At 45.8% G+C, this 21,890-nt stretch carries 16 protein-coding genes and 2 pseudogenes; 12 read left to right on the top strand and 6 right to left on the bottom strand.

Going from position 1 to position 21,890, the window contains the following annotated elements:
• Positions 1-12 precede the first annotated feature (12 nt).
• The 6 genes from K7I13_RS04790 to K7I13_RS04765 all read left to right on the top strand — a co-directional run bounded on the left by K7I13_RS04790 (position 13) and on the right by K7I13_RS04765 (position 5,648).
• Entirely contained in the window at positions 13-534 is a 522-nt protein-coding gene (locus K7I13_RS04790; RefSeq protein WP_255948424.1) for a DUF1295 domain-containing protein, read from the top strand.
• A 44-nt stretch (positions 535-578) separates the two neighbouring features.
• The gene (locus K7I13_RS04785) at positions 579-2,381 is read left to right on the top strand and encodes an alanine--tRNA ligase (RefSeq protein WP_255948422.1); all 1,803 of its coding nucleotides are present in this window, start codon (positions 579-581) and stop codon (positions 2,379-2,381) included.
• A 70-nt stretch (positions 2,382-2,451) separates the two neighbouring features.
• Complete coding sequence (locus K7I13_RS04780; protein ID WP_255948420.1) at positions 2,452-3,534, top strand: MOSP complex formation periplasmic protein, TDE1658 family; 1,083 nt, start codon at positions 2,452-2,454, stop codon at positions 3,532-3,534.
• Position 3,535: 1 nt separating this feature from the next.
• Positions 3,536-3,967 (top strand): transcription antitermination factor NusB, encoded by a 432-nt coding sequence (gene nusB, locus K7I13_RS04775; RefSeq protein ID WP_255948419.1) that lies wholly within the window; start codon positions 3,536-3,538, stop codon positions 3,965-3,967.
• Positions 3,967-5,178, top strand: a complete 1,212-nt coding sequence (locus tag K7I13_RS04770) for a hypothetical protein (RefSeq protein WP_255948415.1) — start codon at positions 3,967-3,969, stop codon at positions 5,176-5,178. The genes nusB and K7I13_RS04770 overlap by 1 nt, the downstream gene beginning before the upstream one ends.
• Positions 5,178-5,648: a tetratricopeptide repeat protein gene (locus K7I13_RS04765; protein WP_255948413.1), complete on the top strand. Its 471-nt coding sequence runs from the start codon at positions 5,178-5,180 to the stop codon at positions 5,646-5,648. The genes K7I13_RS04770 and K7I13_RS04765 overlap by 1 nt, the downstream gene beginning before the upstream one ends.
• Positions 5,649-5,746: 98 nt before the next feature.
• Here the strand turns inward: K7I13_RS04765 and K7I13_RS04760 are convergent, their stop codons facing one another.
• Complete coding sequence (locus K7I13_RS04760) at positions 5,747-6,013, bottom strand: co-chaperone GroES (RefSeq protein WP_255948411.1); 267 nt, start codon at positions 6,011-6,013, stop codon at positions 5,747-5,749.
• Positions 6,014-6,274: 261 nt separating this feature from the next.
• Here K7I13_RS04760 and K7I13_RS04755 point away from each other — a divergent pair, with 261 nt between their 5' ends.
• From K7I13_RS04755 to pyrG, 6 genes are all read left to right on the top strand, one after another.
• Entirely contained in the window at positions 6,275-7,138 is an 864-nt protein-coding gene (locus tag K7I13_RS04755; protein ID WP_255948409.1) for a sigma-70 family RNA polymerase sigma factor, read from the top strand.
• Positions 7,139-7,208: 70 nt separating this feature from the next.
• On the top strand, positions 7,209-7,853 hold the full coding sequence (locus tag K7I13_RS04750; protein WP_439647464.1) for an HAD family hydrolase: 645 nt from the start codon (positions 7,209-7,211) through the stop codon (positions 7,851-7,853).
• Between the two features lie 283 nt (positions 7,854-8,136).
• Positions 8,137-8,706 (top strand): ANTAR domain-containing response regulator, encoded by a 570-nt coding sequence (locus K7I13_RS04745; RefSeq protein WP_255948405.1) that lies wholly within the window; start codon positions 8,137-8,139, stop codon positions 8,704-8,706.
• 57 nt (positions 8,707-8,763) lie between these two features.
• Positions 8,764-9,144 (top strand): P-II family nitrogen regulator, encoded by a 381-nt coding sequence (locus K7I13_RS04740; protein ID WP_439647463.1) that lies wholly within the window; start codon positions 8,764-8,766, stop codon positions 9,142-9,144.
• 68 nt (positions 9,145-9,212) lie between these two features.
• Complete coding sequence (locus K7I13_RS04735) at positions 9,213-10,481, top strand: ammonium transporter (protein WP_255948403.1); 1,269 nt, start codon at positions 9,213-9,215, stop codon at positions 10,479-10,481.
• A 179-nt stretch (positions 10,482-10,660) separates the two neighbouring features.
• Complete coding sequence (gene pyrG / locus K7I13_RS04730; RefSeq protein WP_255948401.1) at positions 10,661-12,262, top strand: CTP synthase; 1,602 nt, start codon at positions 10,661-10,663, stop codon at positions 12,260-12,262.
• A 17-nt stretch (positions 12,263-12,279) separates the two neighbouring features.
• Here pyrG and K7I13_RS04725 read toward each other — a convergent pair whose 3' ends face one another.
• From K7I13_RS04725 to dnaE, 5 genes and pseudogenes are all read right to left on the bottom strand, one after another.
• Complete coding sequence (locus tag K7I13_RS04725; RefSeq protein WP_255948399.1) at positions 12,280-12,489, bottom strand: hypothetical protein; 210 nt, start codon at positions 12,487-12,489, stop codon at positions 12,280-12,282.
• Positions 12,459-15,215: a TolB family protein gene (locus tag K7I13_RS04720; protein ID WP_255948397.1), complete on the bottom strand. Its 2,757-nt coding sequence runs from the start codon at positions 15,213-15,215 to the stop codon at positions 12,459-12,461. Before K7I13_RS04720 ends, K7I13_RS04725 begins: the two co-directional genes overlap by 31 nt.
• 216 nt (positions 15,216-15,431) lie before the next feature.
• Positions 15,432-17,468: pseudogene (gene recG / locus K7I13_RS04715) on the bottom strand (ATP-dependent DNA helicase RecG).
• The gene (locus K7I13_RS04710) at positions 17,469-18,050 is read right to left on the bottom strand and encodes a YggT family protein (RefSeq protein ID WP_255948395.1); all 582 of its coding nucleotides are present in this window, start codon (positions 18,048-18,050) and stop codon (positions 17,469-17,471) included.
• A gap of 324 nt (positions 18,051-18,374) precedes the next feature.
• A pseudogene (dnaE, locus tag K7I13_RS04705) lies at positions 18,375-21,814 on the bottom strand (DNA polymerase III subunit alpha).
• Positions 21,815-21,890: the final 76 nt, after the last annotated feature.

Here is a 21,890-nt window from a genome sequence, read left to right as displayed (position 1 = left end):
TTTACCTTCCCTGTGTATTATCTGACCCTGCTTCCATCCGGGCCATTGCCGGTGTTCTTTATTCCGGCCGCGGTTCTGTCAGGGCTTTTTATTCTGGTAGAAACAATTGCAGACCGCCAGCAGGAGGTTTTCCAGACGGCAAAGCATTCCGGCGGAAAAGCTGATGTTCCGGAACAATATGAGGAAGACATTCCCCGGGGATTTTTAACCCATGGTCTGTTTTCCGTAAGCCGGCATCCGAATTATTTCGGCGAACTCGGTTTCTGGTGGTCTGTCTGGCTGATGGCCCTTGCGGCCGGTTCGACCGTGGGTTTTGCTGGAACTTTTACCGGCCTGGTTATACAGTCCGGCCTTTTCGGTCCGCTCGCTCTGACCGCGCTTTTTATCGGATCAACTATTTTTACCGAAAGTATCAGTGTGGAAAAATACCCGGCCTATAAGGATTACCGGAAAGAGGTGAGTCCCATTATTCCCTGGGTCCCGCGGAAAAAAACAGCGGCGGCTATGCCGCAAAATCGGAAGGCGGAAAACTAAATCATTGACAAATCCGCCTTCATTCTCTACTATATATAGAATCTATGACAGCTAATGAACTCAGAAAAAAATACATAGAATTTTTTAAAAGTAAGGGTCATGTGGAAATATCAGGGAAATCTCTTATACCTGAAAATGATCCGACCGTACTTTTTACAACAGCCGGTATGCATCCTCTTGTTCCCTATCTGATGGGCGAACCCCATCCTGCAGGAACAAGACTGACCGATTATCAGAAGTGCATACGGACAGGCGATATAGATTCCGTGGGAGACACCAGCCATTTGACCTTCTTTGAAATGCTCGGGAACTGGTCTCTGGGGGATTATTTTAAAAAAGAATCAATAGAATTCAGCTATGAATTTCTTACAGGCGCTGAATATCTGAATATACCGCCGGAAAAATTGTCTGTGACCGTATTTGCCGGGGACGAAGATGTCCCCCGGGATGAAGAATCCGCGCAGATCTGGAAGGATCAGGGAATTCCGGAAGACAGGATACATTTTTTGCCGCGTTCGGATAACTGGTGGGGACCTGCCGGTGAAACGGGCCCCTGCGGTCCTGATACGGAAATATTTATCGATATTGGAAAGCCTTCCTGCGGTGATTCCTGCTGCCCCGGCTGCAATTGCGGAAAGTACCTCGAAATCTGGAATAATGTATTCATGCAGTATAAAAAAATGCAGGACGGAACATACGAGAAGCTTGCAAGAAAGTGTGTCGATACGGGGATGGGCATTGAACGGACTATAACCATTCTTCAGGGCAGGCAATCGGTATATGATACTGAACTTTTCAGGCCTCTTATAGCCTGTGTTGAAAACCTCAGCGGAAAAAAATACGGCGCACAGGAAGCCGATGATATATCCATTCGCATCGTCTGCGACCATGTCCGGGCTTCGACTTTTATTTTGGGTGATCCGAAATGTGTTGCGCCTTCAAATGTCGGAGCCGGTTATGTTCTCCGCCGTCTGATCAGGCGCGCTGTCCGGCACGGAAAAAAACTCGGCATTGACGGCAATTTTCTGTCCGGCATTGCGCAGGCTGTTATCGATATGTTCAGGGAGCCATACCCTGAAGTCGCGGGCAGTTCGGATTTTATCTGTTCTGAGCTTAAAAAAGAAGAAGACAGATTTTTGCAAACCCTCCAAAAAGGCGAAGCCGAATTCGGGAAAATGCTTCCGAATCTCCTCCGGAATCCACAGAAAACCATTCCCGGACGGCTCGCGTTTAAATTATATGATACGTACGGATACCCTATAGAACTGACTGAAGAACTTGCCGCCGAAAACGGTCTCAGAGTCAACCGTGAAGAATTTGACGAAGCTTTTAAAAAGCACCAGGATCTTTCCCGGGCGGGCAGTGAACAGATATTTAAAGGCGGTCTGGCGGATAATTCCGAACAGACGACTGCATATCACACGGCAACCCACCTGCTTCAGCAGGCCCTTCAGGAAGTCCTGGGCGACCATGTTAACCAGAAAGGTTCAAATATCACCGCCGAAAGAATGCGTTTTGACTTTACACATCCCCAGCCAATGACCCAGGAAGAAATCGCCCGGGTAGAGCAGATTGTAAACGACCAGATCGCTGCCGATCTCCCGGTAAAAATGGAAATTCTGCCGCTTGAAGAAGCAAAAAAAATGGGCGCGAAGGCCTTGTTCGGCGAGAAATACGAAGATATAGTAAAAGTATATTGCATAGGGGAATTTTCAAAGGAAGTATGCGGAGGGCCGCATGTGGGCCGGACAGGAAATATGGGTGTTTTTAAAATAGTAAAAGAGCAGTCATCGTCGGCCGGTGTCCGCCGAATTCGTGCCGTTTTGGAGAAAAATAACCGTAACTAGTTGCAATAAAGTCTGTTATACTTTATATGATAAAACCGGTTTTAAATTCCGGTGCAGAAAGAAGGAAAATATGAAGCGAGTAAGTGTCTGTGTAGTTTTATCTCTGTTGAGCCTTAGCGTTTTGACTGCCCAGTCAAATTTGCAGTCAATAGCAAATGTTAAGCTCTATAAAACCGAACCCATTACTATTAAGCAGGTAAAATCACGTGTTGAAGCTTATGAAAAGGAAATGGGACGGAGTTTAACGGTTGAAGAGCGCAAACAGGTGCTTGATTCACTTATTAATGAACGGCTCGTCGTACAGGCTGCTGAAAGGGACGGTATCAGGGTATCGGATAACGAAGTTAACCAGTATTTTACGCAAAACCTTTCCCAGATGGTCGGAAGACCGATAACTGAAGCGGAATTTGCCCAGATGATCAAACAGCAGACCGGAATGAGCCTTGACGACTATATCAAGGCCCAGAACAATATGAGCCTCGTTGAATACAAGGGCTTTATGAAAAACCAGCTTGTCGCCCAGCGCTATGTTATGACAACGAAACAGGCTGAACTCCAGTCCATTTCCGGACCATCCGATACGGAAATACGTTCAAATTATGAATTATATAAACAGAATTTTGTCCAGCCGGATATGGCCAAGCTGTTTCTGGTGGTAGTCCCGAAGGGGGATAACAGTACCGCTGCAAAGAAAAAAATTGAGGAATTGCGCGCCCAGCTTGTAAAAGATCCTTCCGCGATAAATGATGTTAAAATCCGTTCCCAGGCCGCGAATTCCGGCTACCAGGCGGGCGATATTTATCTGAACAAGAACGCGACCGCGGCCCAGCAGATGGGGCTGACTATGGACGCTCTCCTGAAGATTTTCCAGATTAACGTTAATTCGGTTTCTGAAGTGACTGAGACGGCAACCGACTTCCAGTTTTTCCTGGTCCAGGAAAAATATCCTGCAAAAATCCTGGAATTGAGCGATATTGTAAGGCCGGGAACGACAATTACTGTTTATGAATACATAAAAGGTAATTTAACGGAGCAGGCGCAGCAGATCGCGGTCAATGAGGCCCTTACCCAGATAATAAATGAACTGCGAAAACCTGAAAATTTTCAGATACTTAAATCAGGTGAAGAGCTCGATAAAGCTCTGACATGGTAAAATGGCCAGCAGGCGAAAAGGACGGATCATCGCATTCCAGGCCCTGTATGCCTGGGATGTTTCCGGTTTGGAGCTTGCCGATCTTCTCGAATTTGAATGGATAGAAGAGGAAAAACGCGCCCGTCTCGGTGAAGACGGGATTGTATTTTCACGGCTGATGATATCCGGAACAATCGAGAATGTCGACGAAATTGACCGGATAATCAGTGAACACATAACAAACTGGGATTTCAGCCGTTTGAATAAGGTTGATCTGTCCATTCTCCGCATGAGCGTATATTCTCTTTTGTATCAGAAATCCATGCATCCTTCGATAATTATCGATGAGGCTATAGATATTTCCAAGGAATTCGGAACTGATGAATCCTACAAATTCATAAACGCCGTCCTTGACAGTATCAGAAAAAAACAGGAAGGAATTTCCGTGCAGTAATGAAAGGGCAGACAAAGCTCATAATTATTTTATCCGCATTTGCCTGTATTCTTCTGGGCATTTCATTAACTGTTTTTTTTGTCAGCCGTTCGTCATCCCGCGCCGGCACACAGTTTTCTGCCTCTCTATCCGGAATAGATGAATTGATTATTTCCGGGAAAAACCATGAAGCTCTTAACAGACTTCAGCGGCTCCGCAGAAGCGCGGGCAATACCGGCCAGTGGCTTTCAATTGTAAAACGCGAACGCTCCATATCCGCATACGGACAGGCTGCTGAAACCCTGTATACGGCGTTAAAACAGTTTCCTGTAAACGAAATCCTTTTGGCCGTACTTGTTGATACCCTGATCCTTGCCGGCCGGGAACAGGAGGCCGAAGAGTATTCGGATGTTTTGATTTCAACCCCGCTTTCCGCTTTGCCTGCCTATGTCCGGATTAACGCGACTCTGGATAAATCCCCTGCTATTCCTTCGCTTGATCCAAAGTATGCTTCCGCCGCCTATTCTGTTACAGCTGACCCTGTTTTCCGGCGAAACGCCGCGGTGTTGTATGCCCGGCAGGGCGCTTTCCGTCCTGCAATCAGCCTGTACCCGCCTGCGGTGCTTCTTGATGAAGACTTTGCCGGTTTCCCTCCCCAGGAGAGATACTTCGCTTCGCTGTTATATTATGACGCCGGTTTGTATGAACGGGTGTTTCTTTTTTTGCAGGAACAGGACCTTGAAAAGATGAGTTTTGATGAACTTATGCTCTCGGCCGATGCGGCATGGGCGCTCAGGGATTTCCGGTATGCCCGGGCATGCTGGCAGCTTGCTTCAGAGAAATATTCCCGTCTGTCGCCTCTTCCCTGGTATAACAGCGCCGCTGCCGCAGAAGACCCTGTACTGAAAAAAACTATCTTGAAAATTGTTTTCTGTATTTCCCCGCGTTTTATCCTGCCGTTGCGCTGTATGTCCGAAGTGTTCCTGCACCCTTTCCGGCAGATCCTGACGCTATTACCTCCGATCTGGAAAGAGCGGGCTTTTTTACGCTTGAGCGTGAGCAGGAACTCGAATATTCGCCGATTACAAAACAGGATGCGGTCCGGGTACTCGGCGAGGCTGTTGCCGCCTCCGGCGGGGAACCGGACATCCGCATATTGCTTGAAAGATTCAGGTTCAATCAGCGTAATTCAGGTGAGGTTTTTTCTTCTGCGGAAGAACTCTGGAATCTGATGGAGCTGTATCCTGATGAGCCTCTGGTATATGAATACGCGTTATGGTTTTTCGCCGAGAGAGGCGATTTTGACGCTGTTTTTGAATTAAATAATTCCCTGCCTGAGCATGTGCTTTTTTATACAGCCATTGAAGAAGCGTCTTACGGTAATCTGGATTCTGCAGAAGAGAGTTTCAATTTTTACGCAAATGATAAAAAGAATGCCTGGACGGCCCTGGCAAATATTGGTTTGCTGTATAACAAGAGGGGAGAGGCAGAGAAGGCCGTCGATACTCTTTCACTTGCCGCCGGCATGGCCCCTGATAATATCCAGAAAAGCAAACTGCATTACAGGATTGCCGTAATTCTGGTTTCAATACGGGCTTTCGAACGTGCCAAAAGTGTTCTGGGCTATGCCATAGAACTTGACCGGTTCAATTATCCTGCCATCGCGCTCCTGAGGAAGATTGATACGGAAATTATTTTTTAAAATAAAATACCCCGCCGCAAAGCAGCGGAGTATTAACCCTCGCCACGAATAAAAAGCCGCCCGGTAAACGGACGGCTTTTCCGTGTTATCGACTGAAATTATTCAATTACAGCAATAATATCAGCAGCTTTAAGGATAAGATGGTCTTCACCATCAATTTTTACAGGCGTTCCGGCGTACTTATCATACATTACTTTCTGTCCGGCGGAAACGGTTATTTTTTCCTTGTCATCGCCTACTGCGACAACAACGGCTGTCTGGGTTTTTTCCTGAGCCGTATCGGGAATAATAATGCCGCTTGCCGTTTTTGCTTCCAATTTATCAGTTTTTACTAAAACACGGTCTGCCAATGGCTTCAATTTCATTATATTGCCTCCTGATTTGCTTAATAATATACGAATAAAATCCGGCTATGGTCAAGTAATCATGATGGCGGGAAAAATGATTCATAATGAACCAAAAATGCCAGCTATAGCTGTAATTGTGTCAAAATTACACAAATTTAACTTTTTGATGTTTTTCTGTTATCTGTAAATCTATACAATACAAGTATTTATTATTTCTTCTTTGTTGGCACAAAACTTGCTTATATAATGCTACAGGGCATATGACCCTGGGAGGTTATTATGAGCAACACAACAATTGAAAAAAACAGACCGCAAGATGAGAATGTTCTTTCAACATATTTGAAAGAAATAAATGCTATCCCGCTGCTGACCCGTGAAGAGGAATATTCAACAGCGATGGCTGCTGCGGCTGGTGATCCGGCTGCTAAGGAAAAATTGGTGAAGGCAAATCTGAGATTTGTGGTTAATGTTGCAAAAAAATATCAAAACCAGGGGCTTCCGCTTCTTGATTTGATTAGTGAAGGCAATATAGGCCTTCTTAATGCGGTAGAACGTTTTGATGCGACAAAGGGTTATCATTTTATTTCCTACGCAGTATGGTGGATCCGTCAGGCTATTCTTAAAGCTATCTGCGAAAAATCGCGCATGATCCGCCTTCCCCTTAACCGCGCAAATGAACTTGTCCAGATTGAAAAGGCCCGCAAGGAAGTATCGCGGAACCAGTCTGAAGAATCAGAGCTTCGCGAAATTGCCGAGTTTCTTAATATGAAACAGGAACATGTTAATGACCTTGTAAATATCACCAGGGAAATGGTTTCCCTTGATTCTCCCGTATATTCCGACCGTGAAAGCAGCAATGTCGGGGATTTTCTTGAGGATACCCGGTATGAGCAGCCTGAAGATTATGTTATTACTTCAAGCCTCCAGGAAGAAATTGATTCCGTACTTGAAACCCTGACTCCAAAGGAAGCGGAGGTTATCCGTTACCGTTATGGGTTAAACGGTTACCGGGCAATGTCTCTGAAGGAGATAGGCAATAATTTTAACCTGACGAAGGAAAGAATACGCCAGATTGAGAAAAAAGCCATCCGCAGACTGCAGCATCCGGCACGGATGGACCGGCTGCAGGCCTATGTTGCCTAATGCCTGCTGATAGCCCTATAGCGGCTTTTCAGGTATAATCCGCTGTATGATATGTGCAGCGGTTTTTGATATGGACGGGATTCTGTTTGATACGGAGCGCCTTTACGGCGAGGCCTGGAAAAAGACGGCCGGACTCCTTGGGTATCAAATGGATGACCGTCTTTTTTTGTCCTGTGTAGGGCGGAATGCCCGGGACACAAAGCTTACTGTTCTTAAAGCAATGGGCGAAGATTTTCCGTATGATGACTTTTATGCCCGTACCGATACATGGGTCCGTTCCTATATAGCTGATTACGGCCCTCCTGAAAAACCGGGGGCGAGGGAAATATTACAGTTTCTTTCTGACCGGAATATTCCCGCGGGGCTGGCCACCTCGACAGGATCTGATGACGCCAAGGGAATGCTGGAAATGGCCGGTTTTCTCAGGTTTTTTAAAGCCTGTGTTTTCGGAAATGAAGCGGCCAGAGGGAAGCCCTTTCCTGATATTTTTCTCCTCGCACGGGACAGACTGATACAGGCTGCGGGCTTTGATATTCCGGCCGATGCTATTATTGTTTTTGAGGACTCGCCGCCCGGGCTTCAGGCCGCATCTGACGCAGGAATGAAGCCTGTTTTTATTAAAGATCTTATCGATCCTCCCCGGGAAATCCTTGACCGTGTCTGGCGGTCCGTTCCTTCTTTTTATGACGCGCTTTCCTCTGATTTCTGGGCTTGATTTTTTTGAATAAATATACATAAAAATATATAAAAAACGAATAAATATACTTGACAGATAAAAACCTTTTCATTATGATACTATTCATCGGAAAGAACAAAGACGTTCCCGTATTTAATATATGGGGATGTCTTTTTTTTGTGCCTGCGGATATTGTGACAGCAAAAAGTATTTGTATATACTGTTGTTATGATTATGCTTTTTTGTCGTTTGAAAAACAGCTCAATGGATTTGTTCAGACCGGTCTGAACAAAAATAACATGACATGAGGTGAGGAGTCAAAATGCGGAGTATTATTATAGCGTTTTCAAATCCCTTACTGTCGGAGTGGGTAAAAACCATTCTGCTCAGGGAAGGCTATAACATAGAATACTCATGCAAAACAGGCGCCGAACTGATCCGTGTAGCTGACTTCTGTACCAGTATGGTTGTTGTAAGCGGGTTCCAGTTTGCCGACATGACTGCAGAAGGCCTGCAAACTGCCCTGAACGGACGGCTGGCTATGGTCACTGTGGTATTGCCCCACCAGGACGATTTAATAACAAGGGAAGATATGGTTGTTATCTCATATCCTCTCGGATCAATAGACCTGATTGATGCAATTGAACGGGCCGAAAAAGCTGCTGCGGCCGAAGCGGCTTTAAAGGGTTTCCGTCCCGCCGGCAAAGAGTATATTCATGAGCGGTCTGCGGAAGAGAAGCTTCTGATCCTGCAGGCTAAAAAAATGCTTATGGACCGCTATCAAATGACGGAATCGCAGGCGCACCGTTTTCTGCAGAAATCAAGTATGGACCGCGGACTGAAACTGATTCAGGCCGCCCGGATGGTTATTGATGATTCTTTCGCAATGTAGCGCGGAAACAGGAGTCAGTCAATTACTGAAGGAAAAACGGAATTTCATGGAGGTGCTATGAAAAAGCTGGAGATTATTATCCGCTCCGAAAAACTTGAAGTAGTCAAGAATATTCTGAATGATTTGGGCGCGTCAGGTATGATGGTCACAAATATTATGGGTTTCGGAAACCAGAAGGGTGTGACCCATTCATACCGGGGTACCGAATATACGGTTAATCTGCTGCCGAAAATAAAAGTTGAGACGGTTGTTGCGAGTGAAAAAAACAGGAAATCGTTGATGCTCTATGCCGGCAGATTTCCACGGGAGTCCAGGGCGACGGTAAGATTTTCGTATATGACGTTGAAGATGCAGTCAGAATCCGGACAGGAGAAAACGGAAGAACTGCCCTGTAGCAAAAAGAAAGGATCGCCATCAAAGAAGATTGGTGTGGCTTAAGGTTTGCGGAAATAGCAAAACCTGCCATATCAATCTTTTTTTTGACCCGGCAGATTGGAGGTGTTGATATGGATTTAATTGATATTGTTCAGAAAATTGATATGATGTGGGTAATACTGGGCGGTGTTCTGGTATTTTTTATGCAGCTTGGTTTCGCGCTTGTTGAAACCGGTTTTACCCGTTCAAAAAACTCTGTAAACATCATAATGAAAAACCTTATGGATTTTTCACTTGGAACGGTGGCCTATTATGTTGTGGGCTTCGGACTGATGTTCGGCAGCAGTTTTGCGGGTTTTATGGGAATTTCAGGTTTTTTCCGGCCTGAAACATTGAAAGTGGATGTTTTTGAATCCCTTTCACCCGGAGTTTTCATTTTCTTCCAGACAATGTTTGCCGCAACCGCAGCTACGATTGTTTCCGGCGCCATGGCCGAACGGACAAAATTCAAGGCTTATATTGTTTACAGCATAGTTATAAGCCTGTGTATTTATCCGATAAGCGGACACTGGATTTGGGGCGGCGGCTGGCTTTCAAAGATCGGATTTATCGATTTTGCAGGTTCTACAGCAGTGCATTCCGTCGGCGGCTGGGCTGCCCTTACCGGAGCGGCTCTTCTCGGTCCCCGCATAGGAAAATACGGTCCGGACGGAAAGATAAACGCCATTCCCGGACATAACCTGCCGCTCGGCGCCACCGGTGTGTTTATCCTCTGGATGGGATGGTTCGGGTTTAATCCCGGTTCGACTCTTGCTGTAACTCCGGAAATAGGGTATATTGCAATGACAACAAACCTTGCGGCCGCTGTAGCAGCAATTGTTACCATGTTTTTAACCTGGTTCCGCTATGGAAAGCCGGACCTGTCAATGACTTTGAACGGTGCGCTTGCAGGCCTTGTGGCTATTACCGCGGGCTGTCAGGTAGTGACTTTCTATGGCGCGATTGCGATCGGCTTTGTGGCCGGTATTCTGATAGTCTTTGGTGTCGAGTTCTTTGACAGAATTCTTAAGGTTGATGATCCGGTAGGCGCTACCTCCGTTCATCTTCTTTGCGGCATCTGGGGAACCCTGGCTGTCGGACTGTTTGCCCGTTACGGTGAAGGCTCTGACGCAATCCGCGGGCTGTTTTACGGCGGCGGCTTCGCTCTGCTGGGCGTTCAGGTCCTTGGGGTAATAGCTGTAGGCGCGTGGGTCCTTCTGACAACCGGCATTATGTTCTTTCTTATCAAAAAGACCATAGGACTCCGGGTTCCGGCTGAAGAAGAAAAGGCGGGTTTGGACCTTACTGAACATGGGAACAGCGCGTATCCGGAGTGGGGCATTGACAAGAATATCCAGTAGATTCAGTTCCGGTTTATGATAAAACAGATGGTATTCTTGAAAAAATAAGTATATAATATATATTATAAATTGTGCCCGGTCCTACGGCCGGGTGCTTTTTGTTTTATGCCTGTATTCAGAAAAAAGCGTTTTAAGGTTTTCTATAGTATTATTGATTTTTTGGGAAAGGGGATTAAAGGATGGCTACAAAATTTATTTTTATTACGGGTGGTGTTGTTTCTTCTCTGGGGAAGGGTATTGCCGCAGCATCTATCGGACTCCTGCTGAAAAGCCGGGGTCTGAAAGTAGAGAACCAGAAATTTGATCCCTATCTTAATATCGATCCGGGAACCATGGACCCCTTTCAGCATGGTGAAGTTTTTGTCACGATTGACGGAGGGGAAACAGACCTCGATCTCGGCCATTATGAACGTTTTACCGATGTAACCCTGCACAAATTCAATAATACAACATCAGGCAAGGTGTATAAATCCCTGCTTGACAGGGAACGGGCCGGAGATTTTCAGGGAGAAACTGTTCAGGTAATACCTCATGTAACGGATGAAATAAAAAGCCGTATACTGCAAACCGCAACTGAAACCGGCGCCGATGTTGTTATTACCGAAATCGGAGGCACTGTCGGTGACATAGAGTCCCTTCCGTTTATCGAGGCGATCCGCCAGATAAAGTTTTCCGTTGGAAGGGAAAATTGCGCATTTATTCATCTTGGCCTTTTGCCCTATCTGAAGGAATGCGGGGAAATCAAAACAAAACCAATGCAGCACAGCGTCAAGGAGCTTCTTGGTTTTGGAATCCAGCCTGATATAATAATGTGCCGTAGCGAAAAACAGCTGACAAAATCAATAAGAGAAAAACTGGGCTTGTTCTGCAATGTTTCCCAGGACTCAATAATCGAAAATCTTACCGCGAAATCAATTTATGAAGTGCCTCTTATGCTTGAAAGGGAAGGGATCGGGAAAAAACTCATATCCCTTTTGAACCTTCCTGACGCCGAACCCGCCCTGACCGAATGGAAGGCAATGGTTCACAAATTTTATCATCCTGAAACTGAAATAACCATTGCCCTTGTGGGAAAATATATTGATCTGCATGATTCCTATCTCAGTGTCGCGGAAGCATTAACCGCCGGCGGTATTTTCCATAACACACGGGTAAAAATTGACTGGATCGATTCCGAGAATATACAGACTCCCGAAAAAGCCGCCGAACTGCTTGAAAAAGCCGACGGCATAATCATTCCCGGCGGCTTCGGGGACAGGGGAACGACCGGTATGATTCTTTCCGCGCGTTATGCCCGCGAACATAAAATCCCTTATTTCGGGATATGTCTTGGAATGCAGATTTCTGTTATTGAATTTGCGCGGAATGTTCTTGGAATGGATGATGCGAATTCCACGGAATTTTCAAAAAACACTGAACATCCGGTTATTGATCTTATGCCTGATCAAAAAGATGTTGACCTGGGCGGAACACTCCGGCTCGGCGCCTGCACCTGTCTTCTTTCCGAGGGAAGTCTGTCGGAAAAGGCTTATAAGGTCCATGAAGTTCAGGAACGCCACCGTCACCGCTATGAATTCAATAATCTGTTCAGGGAACAGTTTGAGTCTTCAGATATGATATTTGCCGGAAGAAATCCTGACCGTAATCTTATTGAAATTGTCGAACTGAAAAGCCATCCCTGGTTTGTAGGGGTGCAGTTTCATCCGGAATTTGCGTCGAGGCCGAACCGGCCCCATCCGCTTTTCCGTGATTTTATAGGCGCCGCCCTGCAGAATAAATGATCCGCAGGGCTTCCATCCTACTGGACTGTTCCCTGAAGCGCGTCTATTTTGACGGTCAGGTATAGCCGGGTATTTTTGGTAAATTTGAATTCAGTCTTATCATTAAAATGCATAACGACCCCGGCAGCGAAACTGTTTCTGCCGGTCCTGAGTTCAATTTCCAGGCCTGTATGGATATTTGCTTCTTTTGCAAAATTTATGAAGGTATTGTTATCCGGAGTTTCCATCCCCGCTGAATTTTTTCCGAACGAAAAAAGCGTTTCCGCAAATATCCGTTTATTGAATACACCGGGAAAGACGATTCCGGTTTCCAGAATGATTCTTCCCGGATATAAGCAATCGAGTACAGCCCCCGAATTGTTGCGAGCGAACCTGTAAGAGGCGCTTCTTCAGGCAGGTCAAGCCAGCGTGACCGCAGCCCGAATTCCGCCTGAACAAATTCTGTTCCCGCTGAAACTCCCGCAAGCAATTCCCCTGAAACATATGTCCGTGTTGAAATGGTCGGATAAATGGAGATCAGCAGAGCCGGAGTTGCCTTTACTGTTAAAAATAAATCAGTGAGTATATTTTTCCGGAAATAGAAATCGACTCCGGCTCGTCCCCCGATTCCCGCATCATAGGAAATTCCTGCTCCTACTGAAAAAACTTCAGTGTCGTTTCGTCCTGTCAGCGCAAAAAGCCCCAGAAAGGCGGCAAACTCGGTCCTGTTATAGTAAAAAGATCTTGAGTAAAAGGGAACCGCATATGAAAGCTGAAGAGAATTTGTTTCATAAAAAACGGTACCGTCATAGTTTTTTTCAAGGTCCCGGCCAAGGCAGATAATAAACTGACCGGTATACAGCGGGATATTTGACAGGAAAAACAGGGAGAACTGGCCGATGGCCGGATACCATGACCCTCCGGTAACTATTGCCGAATCCGGCATTCCCCTTCGGAGCGGGGCGGAACTGAATATGGCAAATGCGCCTATACCGAAACTCACCGAATCTTCCGGCAAAAATATAATTGTGGGAAGGGGAAGCCACAGATCCAGTTTGGGAATGTTTACAAACCGTTTTTCATTCTGAAGGTTCTGCTGTGTGCCTGTGTCATACAGTGTGGAAATTCCGGGTTCAGGGATATTCTTTTCAGCGCCCGTTGCGGGATATGGGTTAAAACCGGGATAATCAGAAACCAGAGTCCCCAGCGTAATTACTGAACCCGGCGCGGAAGGTCCCTCAAAATCGGGAACAATGGCCCATTCTTTTGCCGGTTTGATTTTTACCACATATCCTGTTGAAGCATAGGACGCGTATACTATACCCTTGGATATTGTTTCACTCCAGAGCGCCCCGACCGGATCTGAAACCACAGGTCTTTTTTGACCGTTTTTATATTCCCAGACTTCCAGGCGTCCCCGTTCATTTGATGAAAACTGTATTGAGCCGTCTTTTTTCCACGATGGATATGCTATGTCTGAAATTCCGCCATTGATATTGACCAGCCGGTTAATATTCCGTTGGGGTACCGGATACGCAAATTCATATTTCGGCATTTGCGATGAGGCAAGTATTGCCCTCTCGCCCGTGATTATCAGAAAAGCTATTTCTGATCCGTCCTGGGATAGGGCCGGTGAAATATAGCTTTCAGTCTCAGACTCTATGAGGACTTTTCGTTCGCCTGTTCTGAGATCAACTTCAACAAGCCGGTAATGAAGCCCGGCAAGTTCAACTGCAACCAGTCTGCTGCCGTCCCGGCTTATTGCCGGCTGAAAAAGACTGGTCCCGCTTGTTAACGGAATTAAACCGGTTTCTCTTCTCCACTTATACAGATCGGTTGAAACCATAAAGCCGGGCATTTTATCCCTTCTGACCGACTGAAGCGCGGCAACAACAGTTCCGTTTTCCGCAGCCGTCAGGGATAATTCGTCAGCAAAATCCGCTTCAAATAAGACGGTTTCTTCTCCGGTATCAGCGGAAAAACTGACAGCTGCCCTCGGCTCATTTCTGGTATCGCGCAGGGTTATAATTGTATCTTCAGTTACCAGCGCCGGCGGAAAGTAATTTGTTTTCGGACTTCTGGGCGAAATTGTTTTTCCTTCCGGAATGGTCCGTTCTTCGTGATATTTTTTTGTAAGAGCGATGCGGACATCCTGGTAAATTTCTTCCGGTGTATATCCGGTAACCATCTTTACTGATGCAGCGTAAGTAAATCCTTTTGACTTATTCTTTTCAATCTCCGCGAGGCTGCTGATACCCCAGCGGTCTGCAATACTCCGCATGATTAAGTAACCCATTACATAAATCTGACCCTCCGGAGGTTCAGTTTCCCTGCCTATTTCCCTGAACTTTATAAAGCCGTTTTCAAGCGCGGGCGCCTTGAAAAGCAATTCAAAGTAAGGACTGCGGCCCCTTCCTCCGTTTGTAAGCTCGGTTTCCAGAACAGTACCCAGGCCTTCAATGGCCCAATCAGGATGGGACATAACACTAAAGGTGTTCCAGAAAGGGCCAAATATAGTTGAAAAAATATTTTTGTGTCCGTTAAAAGTGAAATTGGCTATATGTGTCAATTCATGGGTAAAAAATATTTTTGTCCATTCATCCCTGTATCCGAAAACAGGTGAAAGGGGCGGGTTTACATAGAGTCCTATGTTATACCGGTATGTGTGGGCATAACCGTTAACAATATCCTGTCTTCCTGAAAGAATTATATCGGTTTTCTGCGGAGGACTGCCGTAGATTTTCGAAAGACTGTTCCATGTACTGTCTGCGATTTCAGCGAATGCTTCCGCCTGCGGGCGAAAAGCGTCCTCATAAATGAACCTGAAATGATTTGTGCTGGCCTGTTTCCAGCCCTTATACGGCAGTTCTTCCCCACCGGTTTCTTCTGCAACGGCCCCTGGCACGAATAATAAGATACAGAACAGGGTAAAAATGAGAAATCTGCAGGCCTGTGTAACCTGTTTGGTTTTCATAAACAAATCCCGGAATAAAATAAAGATATTTCAAAAATCGATAACACGATAATAGAATATCGGTAATTGCGGCCCACATCTTAGTCTGTTGTTCCGAAAGTTTTTTATTTTTAACAGTGTTCAGCGGCGGAATTACCGGAGATAGGTATAAAAATTGTAAGTATATTTTGATCTGACGGTTTGAAAAAAGGAATTTGCGGAGAATGATTATAAGGCTTATTCGAGCAGAAGTGAAAAGGCCGCTCTTCGTGCTTCTTCGAGTATTTTCTGATCGCGGACCGGATCGGCGAGAGTGAATGCGGTATATCCTGATTGCTGGAGGCCGGTAATGTCACCGGGGCCGCGCAATTTTAAATCCTCCTCGGCAATAATAAACCCGTCTGTTGTTTCATGCATTATCCTGAGGCGGGCCTTGCCTTCCTCAGTCAGATTTCGGGCGTATACGAGAAAACAGTAAGACTGCAAATCGCTTCTTCCGACCCGGCCCCTGAGCTGGTGCAGGGCTGAAAGTCCGAAACGTTCGGCGTGTTCAATAACCATACAGGTGGCATTTGCGACATCAACGCCGACTTCAACTACACTGGTTGCGACAAGGATATGGACTGTTCCCGCCTTAAACCGCTCCATTATTTCCCGCTGATCGGTCTCGGGAATTTTGAATGAATCAGGGCCAGAGTATTTGCCGGGAAGATTTCTTTCTGCAGAAAAGCAAACATCTCTTCCGCTGATTTTAATGAAAGCATTTCCGACTGTTCTATGAGGGGATACACAAAATAAGCCTGCCTGCCTTCGGAAAGCTGGGTGCGGATAAAATCATATACTTTCTGCTCATTGCCCCTGCGGGCAAGATGAGTAATAACCGGTTTGCGTCCCGGAGGCATTGTTTTTATTACTGAAACATCAAGATCCCCGAAAACAGAGAGTGCCAGCGTCCGGGGAATGGGCGTCGCGCTCATCATTAAGAGATGGGGCGGTCTGTCGCCGCCTGACGTTTTGCCTTTTTCAATAATTGCCGAACGCTGAAGGACTCCAAAGCGGTGCTGTTCATCAATGATAACCAGTTCAAGATTTTTGTACCGGACATCAGCTGAAAAAAGCGCGTGGGTTCCGATTACCAGATCAATATTGCCTGCCTGTAATTCTTCGAGCAGCCTGTTCCGCCCGGCTGCCCTGATATTTCCGGTTAAAAATGCCAGACGGATCCCCGCCGGTTCCAGAATCTTTGCCGCGTTTTCCGCATGCTGCCGGGCCAGGAGTTCGGTGGGGCGAGCAGGGCGCACTGAGCCCCATCTTCAATAATTTTCAGCGCCGCTAGAAAAGCTATCAGCGTTTTACCGGAACCTACATCGCCCTGAAGAAGACGCGCCATAACGGCAGCCCCGGAAAGATCTTTGTTTATTTCATTCAGAACCCTGATTTGATCCGGCGTGAGCGTGAATGGCAGCCGTTCAAGTACTTTTTCCTGCACAGGAAAAAGATGCGGCTGAGGGTTTTCTTCAGGAGCTTTTTTGTTTTCAGAATTATCCCGCGGTTCTGATATATCGGGGAGTCTTCCGCGTCTTTCCAGCGAATTCCTTCCGATTGTATATTCAAAGAAAAAAAGTTCTTCAAAATAAGAGCATACTGTGCGTTCCCGGCTTCCGAGATAGTGACCGGCTTATGCATCATCAGGACTATCTGCTGTTTTGAAGGGAGTTTGTACTGTTCTCTGACTTTTGCAGGAAGTTCCGAATTAATTCCTTTTGCATATTCCGATACTGCGTTTGAAATAATTTTTCTTATTTGGGCCTGTGTTATGCCGCTTGTCAGAGGATATACCGGGAGGACCCGTTCCGGGGCCTTATCCGCCATGTCTATTTCAAATGATGCAGACTGAATAGATCCGTATTTCCACTGGAAACTTCCGTATACAAGAATTCTTGATCCCGGAGGAAACTGTTTCTCCAGAAAGGGCCTGTTAAAACAGATCAGCTCTGCCGCGGTATCTTCGTCATCGCGGATAATGATTTTCAGGGTTTTCATCCGTCCGTAACCGAACCAGTCATGAGCGATAACAGTAGCATGCGTATTGATTTTCCGCGCAGAGTTAAAATGTGACAGAGCCACATATTCTGTTCTATCTTCCCAGTCTCTCGGCCAGTATGAAAGAATATCACCGACTGTACGGAGGCCCATCGAAGAAAGCTGTTTTGTCATTGCCTGTCCGACACCCCGTATGCTGGATACGGGGACGGTAATTTCACGCAAAAACATTTATATAGGAAGTCTTATAAGGAGATTATACAGATATTCAACTCCGATTCCGAGTCCGACACGGATAACAAGCAAAATGACCAGCGTTACAATCAGGGACGCGCGGTATGATATGCCTCTGCCGAAAAAACGGGTCACATATGAGATAAGAGGATTCAGGAACCGGTCGAGCATTGCCCAGAAGGAAGAATATCCGTAACGGTTGAATAAATCATACACAAGTCTGATGATGAGGAAAATAATGAAAAACAGAAGAAGAAAACTGAAAAAGGACCAGATCACTCTCAAGAGCGCGCCCAGAATAAATCCGATTGAAATACGCCCGGTCTGGGCAATCATCGAGAAAATCATGGACACGGCGGACAATACGCCGAGCGCGAGTATGGGAGAGAAATCAACAACCCCGATTCTGGTAAAGGAAAAGCGTCTGAACCAGTTCAGGTACGGGTCACAAATTCTGGATATGAATCTGCCGAAAGATGTGTCTGCCGTCTGGGGAAGCCAGGACATTAAAATACGTATAATGCAGACAAATGAATAAAAAGAAACAAGAATACTGATAACATTAAAAAGAGATTGCATATTATAAATCCTTTAATTTAAGTTTCTGATGTAAGGAATTGGTTAATTCTTTACATCAGAAACACGTACTAGCGGAAACAGTCAAATAATTTAAATTATTTGACTATATAAATCCTTTAGTACAGGGCCTTTCAAAATGTGATTTGAAAAACCGCAGTATATTTAGCTGAAGGAAAAATACTATTTTCTCCGGAAGTACAGAAATAGCATTTTTTTCATAAGCTTTTTTCAAAACTGACTGAGTTTCTAAAAAGCTTTTTACCATTGCTTCCACACTGATGTGAACAAAGCAAAAAAACGGATGGTTTGAGTTTCAGGTTGTTTTTATTCCCTCCATACCTGAACTACTCCGGGTTTTGTCTGGACTTCTTCAAGAAATTCATCATTAGCCGAGGCGCATATCTGGGTTGCCGTCTTAATCATAAACTGCCGGTTCGCATCGTTCATGTGCAAATATACAGAACAATTGCCGCTGGAGCCAAATAAAAAATCCCTGAGCGGATTCAGAATATGGGCTTCCCGTACCGCCGAATCTATTTTTATATGGATTTCGCGGATTGACTTTGTCTGAAGTTCGTCCGGACTTATAAGTGTTTTTACAAGGAAAACAGGAGCGTTTCGCGATAAATCTATTGTTCCGGTCAGTCCCCACACCGTATCAGGCTGAACCTTGTCTCTGCACTGTTCCCAGATTCCCGGAAAAAAAGTCAGATCAATTGTTCCGTTAAAATCTTCAAAAGTCCCGAAACACATCCACTTTCCGGCCTTTGTCTGGTATGGGCGGAGGGACCTTACCATTCCGACAATGGTATATATCTTGTCTTTTTGCGCCCTTTCGGGAAACTGGATATCAAAGGTTGCGGCCCTGTCAAATGCTTTCCGGTATTCATCAAGCGGATGTCCGGAAATATAAAAACCTATAAGTTCTTTTTCTTTCCGGAGCTTTTCTTCCTTGGGCCAGTCTTCTATTTCATCAAAAATAAATTCGGCGAATTCTTCAATTCCCGTATCCTCAAAAAGGCTTACCTGTCCGAACCGGGCCGATTCCTTTTTGTGGGAAGCATAGTCTACCGCCCGTTCAAGATTCTGCAGCAGAACAGAACGATGCTGCCCGAGATTGTCAAAACAGCCGGTCTGGATTAATACTTCCGCCGCCTTTTTATTCAGGGTACGGAGATCGGCGCGGTCAAGAAATTCCATAAACGATTTATAAGGTCCGTTTTTTTCGCGTTCTTCAGTAATCATCTCGGCCGCCTGTTCGCCCAGGCCCTTTATTCCCAGCAGGCCATATACGATCCGGCCTCCGACAACAGTAAAATAGGCTTCGGAACGGTTTATGTCAGGCGGATCGATAATCAGTCCCATCTTCCGGCCTTCGGCAATATATTCCGGCAGTTTTTCCGTAGAAGCTATTTCATTGGTAAGGTTCGCCGCAATGAATTCCGCAGGAAAATTGGCTTTGAGCCAGGCTGTTTGATAGGCGACTATTGAATAGGCCGCGGCATGGCTTTTGTTAAATCCATACCCCGCAAAGGGAATCAGTATTTCAAAGATTTCATCGGCATGGTTCGCCGCAAATCCATTTTTTACGGCGCCTTCCCTGAAAGTGATTTTCTCCTTTGCCATGACATCTTCTTTCTTCTTGCTCATAGCCCTGCGCAGCAAATCTGCCTGTCCGAGAGTGTACCCGCCTATCCGCTGGGCGACCTGCATAACCTGTTCCTGGTATACAATTACTCCATAGGTTTCTTCCAGAATATCCTTCAGACAGGAGTCAGGGTATTTTATTTTTCCCGGATCAAATTTTGATTCAATAAACTGATCGATGTTTGCCATCGGTCCCGGTCTGTACAGGGCATTAAGAGCGATAAGGTCTTCGATTTTGTCAGGTTTTGCCCGTTTAAGGATATTCTGCATACCCTGACTTTCAAACTGGAAAACGGCCGCGCTTTTTCCCTCTCCAAGCATTTTATATGTTGCCGGGTCCCTTTCGCTGATTGTTGTTATATCGAAATCCGCATATGTGCCGCCCCGTTTTCTGATGAGGTCCGTGGTATGCTGTATAAGGGTGAGTGTTTTCAGCCCCAGAAAATCCATTTTTACAAGGCCGCAGCCTTCAATCAGGTCCATGGTAAACTGGGTCGCAATTTTTCCCGTTTTCGAATCCTTGTACAGAGGGACATAGTCCGACAGATCCGTTTTTCCGATTACAATACCTGCGGCATGCAAACTGGTATTACGGTTAGCCCCTTCAAGCGCGAAGGCGATTTCGAACAGTTCTTTATATTTCGGGTCATCTTTCAGGTGGGCCAGCTGCCCGGAACCCGGAATATCATCATTCGGGACAAAGGCATCGGTCAGGCAGGTTTTAGGAGCGTCGGGAATCAGTTTTGTAATCATATTAACATCAGCCAGCGGAATATCAAGGACCCTGCCGACGTCCTTAATGGCGGCCTTTGCCTTCAGCGTTCCGAAAGTAATAATCTGTCCGACCCGGTCGTCTCCGTATTTGCTCCTCACATATTCAATAACTTCCTGCCTGCGTTCGAAGCAAAAGTCAACATCAAAGTCCGGCATTGAAATACGTTCAGGATTAAGAAAGCGCTCAAACAGCAGTTTGTATTTAAGCGGATCAATATCGGTTATTGCCATCGCGTAGGCAACTATGGAACCGGCGCCGGAACCCCGGCCCGGCCCGACGGGAATTTCATGGACCTTTGCCCAATTGATAAAATCCCATACTATGAGAAAATACCCGACAAAGTTCATCTTTATAATTACATCGAGTTCATAATCCGCACGTTCCTGGATTTCAGGAGTGACAACAGGGTAGCGCTTTTTCAGACCTTCCTGGACAATATATCTGATAAAAGCCTCTTTTGTCGAAAATTCGGGAGGTATTTTATATTCGGGCAAAAGCGCGCCAGGCTGGGGAATTTCAACGCTGCACATGTCTGCAATGCGTACAGTGTTTGACAGCATTTCAGGATATTCAGGGAACAGTTCCGCCATTTCTTCAGTTGATTTAAGATAAAACTGATCGCTGTCAAATTTCATCCTGTTTGGTTCATTCCGGGTCTTCTTTGTACCTATACAAAGAAGAATATCCTGCGCTATATAATCTTTTTTTCCGCATAATGGGCATCATTTGTTACGACCATCGGTACCCCGAACCTGCGCGCAATCTGGATAAGCAGTGGAGCGACTTTTTTCTGTTCCGGAATTCCATGATCCTGCAATTCAATAAAGTAATTTTCATCGCCGAATATTTCCCGGTACCGGCGTACAAACTCCTCCGCTTCGGCAAATTTTCCGTCGAGAAGCAAAACCGGAAGCTGGCCGGAAATACAGGCTGAAAGACAGATCAGCCCGCCGGAATAGAGGCGGAGCAGTTCTTCGTCAATTCTCGGCTTGTAGTACATTCCTTCAGTATATGAACGGGAACTGAGAACCATCAGATTACGGTAACCCTGTTCATTCTTTGCGAGCAGAATCAGGTGATAGTATTTTGTTCTGTTTTCGCTTTCGCCCCGCTCTGTTCTGCTGCCGGGCGCAACGTAAAATTCACATCCTATAATCGGATTGATACCCTGCTTTTTGCATTCTTTGTAAAAAAGCAGGACCCCGAACATGTTTCCGTGATCGGTTATTGCCAGAGCCTTTTGTCCCAAATCCTTGGCCCTCCCGACCATTTTTTCAATGGAAGAGGCCCCGTCAAGGAGTGAGAAATCCGTATGCGCATGCAAATGGACAAAATCATTCATATTACAAGTATATCACAGCCCACCTGTTAGGTCATCGTTTGCGAGGCGAACATTAGCATAAATTTTCCATTATTTG

This window comes from Brucepastera parasyntrophica (genome assembly GCF_022376835.1).
Taxonomy (GTDB): domain Bacteria; phylum Spirochaetota; class Spirochaetia; order Treponematales; family Treponemataceae; genus Brucepastera; species Brucepastera parasyntrophica.
The sequence above is the reverse complement of the archived record's forward strand: the minus strand, read 5'-3'. Positions and strand labels throughout refer to the sequence as shown.